Below are 13,304 nucleotides of genomic sequence, written 5' to 3' on the forward strand. Positions count from 1 at the left end.
CCGCGCGGTGCGCGGGCCGCGATCGTATTCGGGATCCGCGCATGAACCAGCATTTCTCAGCAACCGCAGAAGCCATGGAGGGCACAGGCCCACCGCCGCAAGACGTGGTGCGGCTCGTCGACCTGAAGCGCCGCTTCGGCGCGACGGCGGCACTCGACGGCATTTCGCTGACGGCGCGCAAGGGGGAGATCCTCGGCATCATCGGACGCAGCGGCGCCGGCAAATCGACGCTGATCCGCTGCCTGAACGGACTGGAGCGGCCGGATTCCGGCGAGGTTTTCATCGAAGGCCGCGAGATCAGCCGGCTCGGCGAGCGCGACCTGCAGCCGCTGCGGCGGCGCATCGGCATGATCTTCCAGCATTTCAACCTTTTGTCGGCCAAGACCGTCGAGGACAATGTGGCGCTGCCGCTCAAGATCGAGGGCCGCCCGAAGGCGGAGCGGCTGCGCCGCGCCGCCGAACTGCTTGAACTGGTCGGCCTGTCGGAGAAGGCAAAGGCGTATCCGGCATCGCTGTCGGGTGGGCAGAAGCAGCGCGTCGGCATCGCCAGGGCGCTGGCCGCGCGGCCGGCGCTGCTGTTGTCGGATGAAGCCACCTCCGCGCTTGACCCGGAGACGACGCGGTCCATCCTCGCCTTGCTGAGGGACATCAACCGGCAGCTTGGCCTGACCATCCTTTTGATCACCCATGAGATGGAGGTGATCCGCTCGATCGGCGACCGCGTGGCGGTGATCGACGCCGGGCGCTTCGTCGAGCAAGGCCCGGTCTGGTCGGTGTTTGCCGAGCCGCGGTCGCCGATCACGAAAAGCCTGCTTGGCGCCATCCGGCCGCAACTGCCGGCCGAGCTCTTGGCCCGGCTGCTGCCCGCGACCGGCGCGGAGACGATCCTGCGCGTGGATGTGGCCGGGGAGGCCGCGCAAAGCCCGCTCTTGTCCGATCTCGCGACGCTCGTGCCTGGCACGTTCCGCCTCGTCCATGGCGGCATCGACCATATCCAGCAGCAGCCGGTGGGCACACTGTTCCTGTCTGTCCCCGGCAGCGATGCAAGCCATCTCGCGCGAGTGATCGCATTCCTGAAATCGCGCCAGGCGCGGGTGGAGGTGCTTGGCCATGTCGCCGATCCTGTTTGAGCTTCTGCTGCGGTCGATCTGGGAGACGGTGCTGATGACGGCCGCTTCCGGCCTCATCTCGCTGGTTTTCGGCCTGCCGCTTGGTCTCGCCTTGATCGCCACCGAACGCGGCGGCATCGCCGAAAGCCTGTGGGTCAACCGCGTGCTCGGCGCAGTCATCAACGGCTTCCGGTCGGTGCCGTTCATCATCCTTTTGGTGGCGCTGATCCCGGTGACGCGGCTGATCGTCGGTACCTCGATCGGCACCTGGGCGGCGATCGTGCCGCTGTCGATCGCCGCCACGCCCTACTACGCGCGCATCGCCGAAGTGTCGCTGCGCGAGGTCGACCATGGCCTGATCGAGGCGGCGCGCGCCATGGGCGGCAACCGCTGGACGATCATCCGCGAGGTGCTGGTGCCGGAAGCGCTGCCAGGCATCGTCGCGGGCTTCACCGTGACGCTGGTGACGCTGGTCGGCGCCTCCGCCATGGCCGGCGCGATCGGCGCCGGCGGCCTCGGAGACCTCGCCATCCGCTACGGCTACCAGCGGTTCGAGACGTCAGTGATGATCGCCGTGGTGATCGTGCTGATCATCCTGGTCTGCGGCATCCAGTGGGTGGGCGACCGGCTGGTGGCGAAGCTGGACCGGAGGGGGTGAGCGGCTGAGCTACGCGATGATGTCTTCGATAAGCGTTTGAAGCGGCGCCTCGGAACCACCGAAGCTGTCAATCATCGCCTGAATAACGCGATCTCGCTCCAGGATATCGGCGTTGAATGTGAAGCCCGCATGTTCAGCAAGCATCGCAAGGAAGGTGAGTTGGGTACGGCCGTTGCCTTCGCGAAAGGGATGAACGGCATTGATCTCCGCAATGACGTGGGCCACGTGCCTCGCAAAACCGAGGCTGTCTAGGTCTGCCAAGGAGTCGGGGTCGCCAAGTTCACGGAACACCCGAACCATCTCGCTGGCGATGTGCTCGGGATAGCAAAACCAGCTGCCACCCTTGCCCATCCGGATGGTGCGCGGCTGACCGGCCCAAGCATACACGTCTTGGAACAGGTGCCGATGCAGGTGGAGATAGTGACGGTAGTCGAGTTCGCCTGCCGGAAGGGGCTCGTCCGCGCGAGTCAGGAACAAGGCGAGCTCGACCTCATCGAGCTCTGCCTGCTCGCGGATATCAAGCAGATTCATAAGCACGGTCGTGCCGGGGTAGCAGAGTGGATCGAACTCGGCAGCGTAGACCAACGGCCTATTTCTTTTTGCGGATTTCTTCTTTGATCAGCGAGCGCCGCTCGTCACCGGACAACCCTTGCCGCACACTATGGTTGAGTATTTTCGCCATGCGGGACGACAACTTCATACCTTCGACAGCGCTGATTTTCTCGCCATGCGCTCTCGTCAGCACGAAATGACCCGTCTTGGCTGAGCGGCCGGTTCTTGAATTAAGATACTTCATTCGCAAATCATATCATGGACCCGCAGGAGAGGCCAAAACGATTTCCGAGCAAGCCGGACCAGGCCGCGGCCTTACTCCTCCGGGTCGAACAAGGCGCCAGCGAGTTCATGCGGCGCCGAACAAATCCCTGGCCTGTTCAGCCGTATAATAACCAAGCCTGACGTCCTGAGCCACCAGTTCCGGATCGCGCTCACGCGGATCGCCGTAGCCGCCACCACCCGGCGTACCGACGCGGACGCGGTCACCGGCCTTGAGCGCGATGTCCTGCTCCTTGGAGAGGTGCGGCGGCACATGTTCCTTCCCGTCGCGGATGACGGCCACCGTGTTGGGCTCGCCATCCCGGCCGCCGAGCGCGCCTTGCGGGCCGAAGCGGCCATGGTCCATGACAAAGGAGGCGCGGGCTTCTCCACGCAGGATCTCGACCTCGTAGGCAAGGCCAAAGCCGCCGCGATGTTTGCCGGCGCCGCCCGAGCCCTCGCGCAACGCATAGTGACGGTAAAGCACCGGAAAGGCCTGCTCCATGATCTCGACCGGCGGCGACTTGGAGATGCCGATGGTCGAGCAGCCATTGGTCAGCCCGTCATGGCCGGCATTGCCGCCATAGCCGCCACCAGAGATCTGGTACATGACATAGTCGCGGCCGCGCGCCGGATCGTTGCCGCCGAGCGCGAAATTGCCGCTGGAGCCGGCGGGCGCCGCCGTTACCTTGTCGGGCAGCGCCTGCACCATGGCCGCAAACACCGCCTCGGCGATGCGCTGCGACACTTCCGCGGCGCAGCCCGAGACCGGGCGGGGATATCTGGCATCCAGGAAGGTACCCTCCGGCCGCTTGACCTCGAGCGGCTCGAAGGCGCCGGCGCTGATCGGCACATCGGGGAAGATATGGCGCATGGCGAGATAAACCGAGGACAAGGTGGTCGCCAGCACGCTGTTCATCGGCCCCGCGCAGGGCTTTGACGAGCCGGCGAAATCGAAAGTCAGGGTGTCGTCCTTCTTCTCGACGGTGAGCGCGATGGTCAGCGGCTCGTTGACCACGCCGTCGGAATCGACGAAGGCCTTCGAGCGGTACGTCCCGTCGGGAATGGCCGCTATGTTGGCGCGCATCTGCTCGGCGGCGCGGCGGCGCAGTTCTGCGATCGCCTCGACAACGGTTTCGTCTCCGTAACGATCCAGAATTCCATTGAGCCGATCCTGGCCGATCAGCAGTGCGGCAGCCTGCGCCCTGATGTCGCCGATGCGCTGGTCGGCGACGCGGATGTTCGAACAGATGATGGCGTAGATCTCCGGGTCGAGTACGCCTTTCTTGAACAGTTTGACCGGCGGCAGCCGCAAGCCTTCCTGCTCGACCGCCGTCGCCGAAGCCGAGAAGCCGCCGGGCACCGAACCGCCAATGTCGGGCCAATGACCGGTGTTGGACAGCCAACAGAAAATCTTGCCGTCCCGGTAGACCGGCATGACGAAGCGCACGTCCATCAGATGCGTGCCGCCGAGATACGGGTCGTTGACGATGTAGATATCGCCCGGCTCCGGGGCCAGGCAGCGGCCGTCGGCGATCATCTCGATCACCGTCCTGGTCGAATATTGCATGACGCCGACGAATACCGGCAGGCCCTGGCTGCCTTGCGCGATCAGCGAGCCGTCGACGGCCGAATAGATGCCGTCGGAGCGGTCATTGGCCTCGGCGATGACAGGTGAGAAGGCGGCGCGGGAAAAGGTCAGGTCCATCTCATCGCAGACCTGCTGCAGGGCTGCCTGGAGAACCGAGAGCGTGATGGCGTCGAGCTTTTGCATCTCAGGCCTCGCCAATGTCGATGATGATGTTGCCGTCGGCGTCCGAGCGGGCACGGTCGCCGGGTTCGAGCACCGTGGTAGCGTCCATCTGTTCGAGGATCGCGGGCCCTTCGATGATCACATCGAGCGGCAGTTCTTCGCGTGCGTATACGGGCGTGTCATGCCAGCGCCCGCTGTACCAGACCGGCCGGATCTCGCGCCGGGCCTCGTCGAGCGTCTTTGCCCGCCCGGCGGGGTCGATCAGCCGCGACAGATCGATCGCCGGCCTGACACCCGTCACCGAGGTGTTCAAGTTGACCAGATTGGCGCGGATTTCCGGCAGCTCGACCTTGAAGCGCGCGAAATAGGCCTTTTCGAACAGCGCCTGCAGCTCCTGCCGGGTCACCGACGAGGACGGCAGCGGCACGTTGATGATGTGGGTCTGGCCGACGAACTGCATGTCGGCGGAATGGGTGACGCGGATGGTCTGCGGTTTCACCGCCTCCTTGGCGATCAGCTCCTCGCCTTCGTTTCGATGCCGTTCCAAAACCCGATGGAGCTGGCTTTCATCAAGAACGCCTACCGGCCGGTTGATGGTGTTGACGAAATCATGGCGCAGATCGGCGACGACGCAGCCGAGCGCATTGGTGATGCCGGGCCGTGCCGGCACCAGCACCCGGGGCAGTCCAAGTTCGCGCGCCAGAGCGGTGGCGTGCAGCGGGCCGGCGCCGCCGAAGGCGAACAGCGCGAAATCGCGCGGATCGTGGCCGCGCGACACCGACACCATGCGGATGGCGCCGGCCATCTTCATGTTGCCGAGCCTGAGCACCGCGCCGGCTGCTTCGACGCCGGACAAGCCCGTCGCCTTGCCGATCCTGTCGGCGAAAATTCCGGTGACACGCTCTGATGTGACCGGATTGTCGACGGCAAGCAGCTTCTTCGACGCCAGCCGGCCGAGCACCAGATTGGCGTCGGTGATGGTCGGCTGCAGGCCGCCGCGGCCGTAGCAGATCGGGCCTGGATTGGCGCCGGCACTTTCCGGGCCGATCTGGATCAGGCCTGCCGCGTCGACGCGCGCGATCGAGCCGCCGCCGGCGCCGACCGTGTGCACCGCCACCATCGGCACATGGATGGGCATGGCGTATTCGATCTCGATCTCGTTCGAAACCGCCGGTTCGGCGTTGCGGATCAGCGCCACGTCGGTCGAGGTGCCGCCCATGTCGTAGGTGACGAGATTTTCGAAGCCGGCGCGCTTGCCCGTGTAGGCGGCGGCGATGACGCCCGAGGCCGGGCCGGACATCACGGTCTTGGCCGATTCACGTGTGACGAAGCGGGCCGAGATCATACCGCCATTGCCGTTCATGATCAGGAAGTCGCGGGCGTAGCCTTTGTCGGCGAGTTCCTTGCGCAGCCGCTCGACATAGCGCTCGAGGATCGGCTGCACCGAAGCGTTGACCGAGGCGGTGACGCCGCGCTCGAATTCGCGCGCTTCCGACAGCAGCGCATGACCCGCGGTGATGTAGTCGTTCGGCCAGAGTTCGGCGGCGATCTCGGCGGCGCGCCGCTCGTGCGAAGGGTTAGCGTAGGAATGCAGGAAGTGGATGACCAGGGATTCGCAGCCGGCATCGATCAGCGCCTTCACCGCCTCGCGCATTTCGGCTTCGTCGAGTGGCATGCGTACCGCTCCCGACGCCTCGACGCGCTCGGACACTTCGAGCCGCAGGTTGCGCGGGATGACCGGAACAAAGGTGCCGGTCATGCCATAGGGCTGCGGCCGCGTGCGCCGGCCGAGCTCGATCACGTCGCGAAAGCCGCGCGTGGTGATCATGCCGGTCTTCGCCAGCCGGCGTTCGAGCACCGCGTTGGTGGTTGTCGTCGTGCCATGCACGATAAGATCGATGCCGTCGATCGGAAAGCCGGTGGTATCGAGTGCCGAAACGACGCCGAAGGCCTGGTTGTCGACGGTCGTGGGCGTCTTGGCGATATGTACCCGCCCGCCATCCTTGCCATCAATCAGAAGCAGATCGGTGAAGGTTCCGCCGACGTCGATGCCGGCGACGACACTGCCCAGGGAATCCGGCGGCTGCACCGAAAAATTCTCTTTCATTGTCGAAACCCGAAATGCTGGGACTACGGATATGTCACAGTTTGGAAAGGTGTTTTACGGCGGCATCTTGACGCAAATATCGTTTGTATACTAATAAATTCCGGACACAAGAGCTTACCGCTTTGGAGTGTGCGAGCAGCACGCCGGAACCTGAACGGTCCGGGCGCGCAGGAATAAGGTTTGGCGCCCGCGTTCGTGAGTTGGGCCAGAAGGTTGGATTTGATGAACACCACATCCGCGTTCAACACCGCCGGCGCCCGCCCGCTGCAATTTCCGATTCCAGCCAATGTCTATGCCGAAACCGTGGTCTCGGTGAAGCACTACACCGACCGGCTGTTCTCGTTCCGCATCACCCGTCCGCAGTCGCTGCGCTTCCGTTCCGGCGAATTCGTCATGATCGGCCTGCCCAATGCCGAGAAGCCGGTGTTCCGCGCCTATTCGGTGGCCAGCCCGGCCTGGGACGAAGAGCTGGAATTCTTTTCCATCAAGGTACCGGACGGCCCCCTGACCTCGGAGTTGCAGAAGATCCAGGTCGGCGACACCGTCATCATGCGCCAGAAGTCGACCGGCACGCTGGTGGTCGACGCGCTGACGCCGGCCAAGCGGCTGTTCATGATCTCCACCGGCACCGGCATCGCGCCCTTCGCCAGCCTGCTGCGTGACCCTGACACTTATGAAAAATTCGAGCAGCTGATCCTGACCCACACCTGCCGTGACAATGCCGAGCTGACCTATGGCCAGGAACTGGTGGCGACGCTCGAAAGCGACCCGCTGATCGGCGAACTGACCGGCGGCCGTGTCACGCTCTACAACTCCACGACCCGCGAGGAGTCGGCGCGCATGGGCCGTATCACCGCGCTCATCGGCTCCGGCAAGTTCTACGCCGACCTCGGCATCGAGAAGCTCAATCCCGAGACCGACCGCATCATGATCTGCGGCTCGATGCATATGCTAAAGGACGTCAAGGAAATGGCCGAGAGCCTCGGTTTCCAGGAAGGCTCGCTCAGCCATCCCTCGACTTTTGTCGTCGAGCGCGCCTTCGTCGGCTGAGGCCTGCTCTTCCCGGCGATCGACCTTTTGACCTTCTGGTCAAAAATTAGCTGCTTTCGCGGCCTTTTTCAGCTATCCCTCGCTTGAGGACTCGTGAAGCGCGGCTTCGCGGGCTATCTTCGTGCGTGTCGCCCAAAAGTGCCGAGCGGTTTGGGAAGACGATACACACCAAGACATAGGCGCAGTCGCTGAGTGAAAGGGCAGGAGATGAGCAGCACAATCCGCGAGGCCGAGGCCAAGGTGATGCCGCTGCCGGCGCGCGCCGCCGCCAACACCGCCCTCCCGCTGGATCATCGCATCGCGCGCAATCCCGGCATGAAGCTCGACCTCGGCTTTCTGGAGTCGGTGCGCAGCGTCAACCGCTCGGCGCTGGAACGGCGCGTCGCCAGCCTGACCAAGCGGCGCTCGATCAAGGCCGACGACCAGGCGGCCTGGCTGCTGCGGGCGATAGCCTGCATGGACCTGACGACGCTCAACTCGAACGACACGGAAGAGCGCGTGCGCCGGCTTTGCGCCAAAGCGATCAATCCGCTGCGCCGCGACATCGCCGAGGGCCTGGGCATTGCGGGCGAACCCATCCGCCCGGCCGCCGTCTGCGTGTATCATCCGTTCGTCGCCACCGCGGTCGACGCCGTGCGCGGCACCGGCATCCATGTCGCCGCCGTCTCCACCGCCTTCCCGCATGGTCTTGCGCCACTGTCGACCCGCCTCCAGGAGATCGAGGCCTCGGTGCGCGACGGCGCCGACGAGATCGACGTCGTCATCCCGCGCGGCCTGGTGTTCGGGGCCAAATGGCGCGAGCTCTACAACGAGATCGTCTCGATGCGCGCTGCCTGCGGCGATGCGCATCTGAAGGTCATTCTCGGCACCGGCGACCTCGCCACGCTGCGGAATGTGATGCTGGCCTCTATGGTGGCAATGATGGCGGGCGCCGATTTCATCAAGACCTCGACCGGCAAGGAAAGCGTCAACGCCACGCTGCCCGTCGGCCTTGCCATGGTGCGCGCCATCAGGGCCTATTTCGAGGAAACCGGCTATCTCATCGGCTTCAAGCCGGCCGGCGGCATTTCTACCGCCAAGGTGTCGCTCGACTGGCTGGTGCTGATGAAGGAAGAACTCGGCCGGCCGTGGCTGGAACCGGATCTGTTCCGCTTCGGCGCCTCGAGCCTGCTGACAGACATCGAGCGGCAACTCGAACATCACCTGACCGGGCACTATTCGGCCAATCACCGCCACGCGATGGCTTGAGTCAGGGCTCGAACGTGGAGCCCTACGGCGCCCCCCTCTGTCCTACCGGACATCTCCCCCACACGGGGGGAGATCACGCGCTTCCTTGTTTTCGTCCATTTTCAACGTCGCAAGGGCAGCGACACGCTGAAACTGCCAATCTCCCCCCTTGTGGGGGAGATGTCCGGCAGGACAGAGGGGGGCGCGACAGAGCGCTTGCCGAGGCAATTATCTGGAGGGCCCCATGAACATTCTCGAACGCTATCACGCCATGGAATACGGTCCGGCGCCGGAAGCCCGCAACGAGGCCGACGCCTGGCTTGCCGCGCGCGATTTTTCCAAGGCATTGTTCATCGACGGCACCTGGAAGGCGGCTGGCGGCGGCAAGACCTTCGAGACCAGCGAGCCTTCTTCCGGCAAGCTGCTGGCCAAGGTCTCGGATGCCGGAGCCGCCGACATCGACGCCGCGGTCGCGGCGGCCACCAAGGCGCTGCCGAAATGGTCGGCCCCCTCGGGCTATACCAGGGCAAAAGTGCTCTATGCCATCGGCCGCGCCATGCAGCGCCACCAGCGCCTGTTCGCGGTGCTTGAGACAATCGACAATGGCAAACCGATCCGTGAGAGCCGCGACATCGATGTGCCATTGGCGATCCGCCACTTCATCCATCACGCCGGCTGGGCGCAGGCGCTGGACAAGGATTTCCCCGGCCACAAGGGCGTCGGCGTCGTCGGCCAGATCATCCCTTGGAACTTTCCGCTGCTGATGCTGGCCTGGAAGATCGCGCCGGCGCTGGCCGCCGGCTGCACGGTGGTGCTGAAGCCGGCCGAGTTCACGCCGCTGACAGCCATCCTGTTCACCGAAATCTGCGAACGCGCCGGCGTGCCGAAAGGCGTCGTCAACATCGTGCAGGGCGGCCCGGAAGCGGGTGCGGCCATCGTCAACCACCCCGGCATCCAGAAGATCGCCTTCACCGGGTCTTCGGAAGTCGGCAAGATCATACGCAAGGCTACCGCCGGCTCGGGCAAGAAGCTGTCGCTGGAGCTTGGCGGCAAGTCGGCCTTCATCGTGTTCGAGGATGCCGATCTCGACAGCGCCGTCGAAGGTCTGGTCGACGGCATCTGGTTCAACCAGGGACAGGTCTGCTGCGCCGGTTCGCGGCTGCTGGTGCAGGAGGGCATCGCCGACGCCTTCATCGCCAAGGTCAAGGTCAGGATGAGCCGGCTGCGCGTCGGCAGCCCGCTGGACAAGAACACCGATATCGGCCCGCTGGTCGATCTGACGCAGCTCGATCGCGTCAAGGGCCTGGTCGCCGAGGGCGCAAAACAGGGGGCGGTCTGCTGGCAGCCGGATGCGGCGCTGCCCTCATCCGGCTATTACCATCTGCCGACCCTCGCTACCGGCGTTTCGCCGGCTAATATTCTCGCCCAGGAAGAAGTATTCGGCCCCGTTCTGGCGACCATGACGTTCCGCAACACCGAGGAAGCGATCGAGCTCGCCAACAACACCCGCTATGGCCTTGCCGCTTCGGTGTGGAGCGAAAACGTCAACCTCGCTTTGCACGTCGCACCGCAATTGAAGGCCGGCGTGATCTGGGTCAACGGCACCAATATGTTCGACGCCGCCTGCGGCTTCGGCGGCTACCGCGAGAGCGGTTTCGGCCGCGAGGGCGGGCGCGAAGGCATGTTCGAATATCTCACGGCAAAGCTGCCGCTCGGCCCGGTCATCAAGCCGGCGACAGTCTCGGCACAACCCGTTGAACAGGCCGATGGCGCAGCAATCGACCGGACGGCAAAACTGTTCATCGGCGGCAAACAGGTTCGGCCCGATGGCAACTACTCGCTGGCGGTTGTCACCGCCAAGGGCAAGCTTGCCGGCGAAGTCGGCTTGGGCAACCGCAAGGATATACGCGATGCCGTCTCCGCGGCGCGGGCCTGCAAGAGCTGGCCGGAGGCGACCGCCTACAACCGCTCACAGGTGCTCTACTATCTGGCGGAAAACCTCTCCGGCCGGGCGGAGGAGTTCGCCGCCCGTCTCGTCCAGCTCACGGGCGCGACCGCCAAGGCGGCACGCGAGGAGGTCGACCAGTCGATCGAGCGGTTGTTTCTCTATGCCGGACTTGCCGACAAGTTCGAGGGGCGCGTGCACCAGCCACCGGCACGGGCGGTGACGCTGGCGCTGCATGAGCCGGTTGGCGTCGTCGGCATCGTCGCGCCCGACAATCAGCCGCTGCTCGGGTTCATCTCACTGGTCGCGCCGGCGCTGGCAATGGGCAACACGGTGGTCGCGGTGCCTTCGGAGCGCCATCCGCTGCTCGCCACCGATCTCTATCAGGTCATCGAATATTCCGACGTGCCTGCCGGCGCCATCAACATCGTCACCGGACGCACGGCCGAACTTGCCGGCGTGCTGGCCAAGCATGACGATGTCGATGGGCTCTGGCTGTTCGCCGATGGAGACACCTGCGCCAAGGCGGAGGTCGAGTCCGTCGGCAACCTCAAACGTATCTGGAGCGGCAATGGCCGTAGCCTCCACTGGGCCTCGGAAGAAGCCGCTGGCGATACTTTGCTGCGCCGCGCCGTCGAAGTGAAGAACGTCTGGGTGCCCTACGGCGACTGACGTTCCATGCTGTCACGATGGAGATCGGGTTCGGGCTTGACGCTCGGGCTTATGTTCTTTAACGAGAAAAAACATCTTTATCTGTGAACTGACAGAGCAGGCCACATCATGGCCTGTGACTGGCACATGACGCCTTCGCAGGCCGCCGATAAAGGCAGTTAACCCAGAAGGAGAACAGCATGGCGGATCTGGCAGGCAAGGTCGTCGTCATCACGGCAGCGGCGCAAGGCATCGGCAAGGCAAGCGCGCTGGCCTTCGCCAAGGCAGGTGCCGTGGTCCACGCCACCGACATCAACGAGACGCTGCTGGCGGAACTCGCCAAGACCGCAGGAATCAAGACCCGCAAGGTCGACGTGCTCAATGACGAGGCGGTCAACACCGCCTTCGCCGGGATCGGCCGCGTCGACGTGCTGTTCAACTGCGCCGGTTTCGTCCACTCCGGCTCGATCCTGGAGATGAAGGACAGCGATCTCGATTTCGCTCTCAACCTCAACGTCCGCGCCATGATCCGCACCATCCGCGCCGTGCTGCCCGGCATGCTGGAGCGCGCAGACGGGTCGATCATCAACATGGCCTCGCTGGCGAGCTCGCAGAAGGGCGTGCCGAACCGTTTCGCCTATGGTGTCACCAAGGCTGCGGTGATCGGCCTGACCAAGGCAGTCGCGGCCGACTATGTCGGCAAGGGCATACGCTGCAACGCCATCTGCCCTGGTACGGTCGAGAGCCCGTCGCTGCAGGATCGCATGCACGCGCAGGGCGATTATGAAGCCGCGCGCGCCGCCTTCATCGCGCGCCAGCCGATGGGCCGGCTCGGCACGCCGGAGGAAATCGCCGATCTGGCCGTCTATCTGGCCGGCGCCACCTACACATCCGGGCAGGCCTACAATATCGATGGTGGCTGGTCGATCTGACCGGATCGAGGAGTCTGAAAATCCCGCTCACCGGCGATCACTATATGGTGTCCGCGCTTGCCCTGGATCAGGCCGGTGGTACGGTCCGCCGGCTTCCCCAACGGGAGCCATTCGTTTCGGTGAAGAGTTTGCAAAAGGCCGCGAGGCCGCAACCAGGAGAAGGGTTTAAATGAAACTGCTGCGCTATGGCGAGGTGGGGAGCGAACGTCCCGGCCTGCTCGATGCGGATGGGACGATCCGCGACCTCTCCGCCCATGTCGCCGACATTGCCGGCACCACGCTTCACCCGGCCTCACTGGAGATGCTGTCCAAGCTCGACGCAAAGTCGCTGCCGGCGGTTTCCGGCAAGCCGCGGCTCGGCGCCTGCGTTGCCGGCACCGGCAAGTTCATCTGCATCGGCCTCAACTATTCCGATCACGCCGCCGAGACCGGCGCCACCGTGCCGCCGGAGCCGATCATCTTCATGAAGGCCAGCTCGGCCATCGTCGGACCGGACGATGACGTGCTGATCCCGCGCGGCTCGGAAAAGACCGACTGGGAGGTCGAGCTCGGCGTGGTCATCGGCAAAACGGCAAAATATGTCAGCCAAGCCGATGCGCTCGATTATGTCGCCGGCTACTGCGTCGCGCACGATGTCTCCGAGCGCGCCTTCCAGGCCGAGCGCCAGGGCCAATGGACCAAGGGCAAGAGCTGCGACACGTTCGGCCCGACCGGCCCATGGCTGGTGACCAAGGACGAGGTCTCGGATCCGCAGAACCTGAAGATGTGGCTGACCGTCAACGGCAAGACCATGCAGAACGGCTCGACGAAGACCATGGTCTACGGCGTCGCCTATCTTGTGTCCTATCTCAGCCAGTTCATGTCGCTGCATCCCGGCGACATCATTTCGACAGGCACGCCGCCCGGCGTTGGATTGGGCATGAAGCCGCCGGTGTTCTTGAAGGCCGGCGACGTGGTGGAGCTGGGCATCGAAGGGTTGGGCCAGCAGAAGCAGACGTTCAGGGCTGACGCATAACTTTCACGAGTCGCGCCGCCCCTCATCTGGCTGCCGCCATCTTC

General features: G+C 64.5%; 11 protein-coding genes. 7 read left to right on the forward strand and 4 right to left on the reverse strand.

Going from position 1 to position 13,304, the window contains the following annotated elements; translation table 11 throughout:
• The first annotated feature begins 41 nt into the window (after positions 1-41).
• Both FJ428_RS09630 and FJ428_RS09635 read left to right on the forward strand, forming a co-directional pair.
• Complete coding sequence (locus FJ428_RS09630) at positions 42-1,130, forward strand: methionine ABC transporter ATP-binding protein (protein ID WP_140491567.1); 1,089 nt, start codon at positions 42-44, stop codon at positions 1,128-1,130.
• The gene (locus FJ428_RS09635; protein ID WP_140491569.1) at positions 1,111-1,767 is read left to right on the forward strand and encodes a methionine ABC transporter permease; all 657 of its coding nucleotides are present in this window, start codon (positions 1,111-1,113) and stop codon (positions 1,765-1,767) included. The genes FJ428_RS09630 and FJ428_RS09635 overlap by 20 nt, the downstream gene beginning before the upstream one ends.
• A gap of 9 nt (positions 1,768-1,776) precedes the next feature.
• On the opposite strand, the gene FJ428_RS09640 is transcribed toward FJ428_RS09635, so the two are convergent.
• From FJ428_RS09640 to FJ428_RS09655, 4 genes are all read right to left on the reverse strand, one after another.
• A complete protein-coding gene (locus tag FJ428_RS09640; protein WP_224519051.1) occupies positions 1,777-2,352 on the reverse strand; it encodes a Fic family protein in 576 nt (191 codons plus the stop codon).
• A 4-nt stretch (positions 2,353-2,356) separates the two neighbouring features.
• Positions 2,357-2,563, reverse strand: coding sequence for a hypothetical protein (locus FJ428_RS09645; protein ID WP_140491571.1), 207 nt, complete (start codon positions 2,561-2,563; stop codon positions 2,357-2,359).
• A gap of 105 nt (positions 2,564-2,668) precedes the next feature.
• A complete protein-coding gene (locus tag FJ428_RS09650; protein ID WP_140491573.1) occupies positions 2,669-4,354 on the reverse strand; it encodes a hydantoinase B/oxoprolinase family protein in 1,686 nt (561 codons plus the stop codon).
• A 1-nt stretch (position 4,355) separates the two neighbouring features.
• A complete protein-coding gene (locus tag FJ428_RS09655) occupies positions 4,356-6,440 on the reverse strand; it encodes a hydantoinase/oxoprolinase family protein (RefSeq protein WP_140524293.1) in 2,085 nt (694 codons plus the stop codon).
• Between the two features lie 222 nt (positions 6,441-6,662).
• On the opposite strand from FJ428_RS09655, the gene FJ428_RS09660 reads away from it, so the two are divergent.
• The 5 genes from FJ428_RS09660 (at position 6,663) to FJ428_RS09685 (ending at position 13,260) form a co-directional block, all read left to right on the forward strand.
• Positions 6,663-7,490 carry a ferredoxin--NADP reductase gene (locus FJ428_RS09660; RefSeq protein WP_140563719.1) on the forward strand — a complete coding sequence of 276 codons (828 nt, stop codon included), beginning with the start codon at positions 6,663-6,665 and terminating at the stop codon, positions 7,488-7,490.
• Between the two features lie 207 nt (positions 7,491-7,697).
• Positions 7,698-8,738 (forward strand): deoxyribose-phosphate aldolase, encoded by a 1,041-nt coding sequence (gene deoC, locus FJ428_RS09665; RefSeq protein ID WP_140563721.1) that lies wholly within the window; start codon positions 7,698-7,700, stop codon positions 8,736-8,738.
• Between the two features lie 223 nt (positions 8,739-8,961).
• Complete coding sequence (locus tag FJ428_RS09675) at positions 8,962-11,334, forward strand: aldehyde dehydrogenase family protein (protein WP_140879343.1); 2,373 nt, start codon at positions 8,962-8,964, stop codon at positions 11,332-11,334.
• A 179-nt stretch (positions 11,335-11,513) separates the two neighbouring features.
• On the forward strand, positions 11,514-12,245 hold the full coding sequence (locus FJ428_RS09680) for an SDR family oxidoreductase (protein ID WP_140625250.1): 732 nt from the start codon (positions 11,514-11,516) through the stop codon (positions 12,243-12,245).
• A gap of 169 nt (positions 12,246-12,414) precedes the next feature.
• Entirely contained in the window at positions 12,415-13,260 is an 846-nt protein-coding gene (locus FJ428_RS09685) for a fumarylacetoacetate hydrolase family protein (protein ID WP_140514225.1), read from the forward strand.
• Positions 13,261-13,304: the final 44 nt, after the last annotated feature.

Origin of the sequence: Mesorhizobium sp. B2-8-1 (genome assembly GCF_006440955.1) — a bacterium.
In the GTDB taxonomy this organism is placed as follows: Bacteria; Pseudomonadota; Alphaproteobacteria; order Rhizobiales; family Rhizobiaceae; genus Mesorhizobium.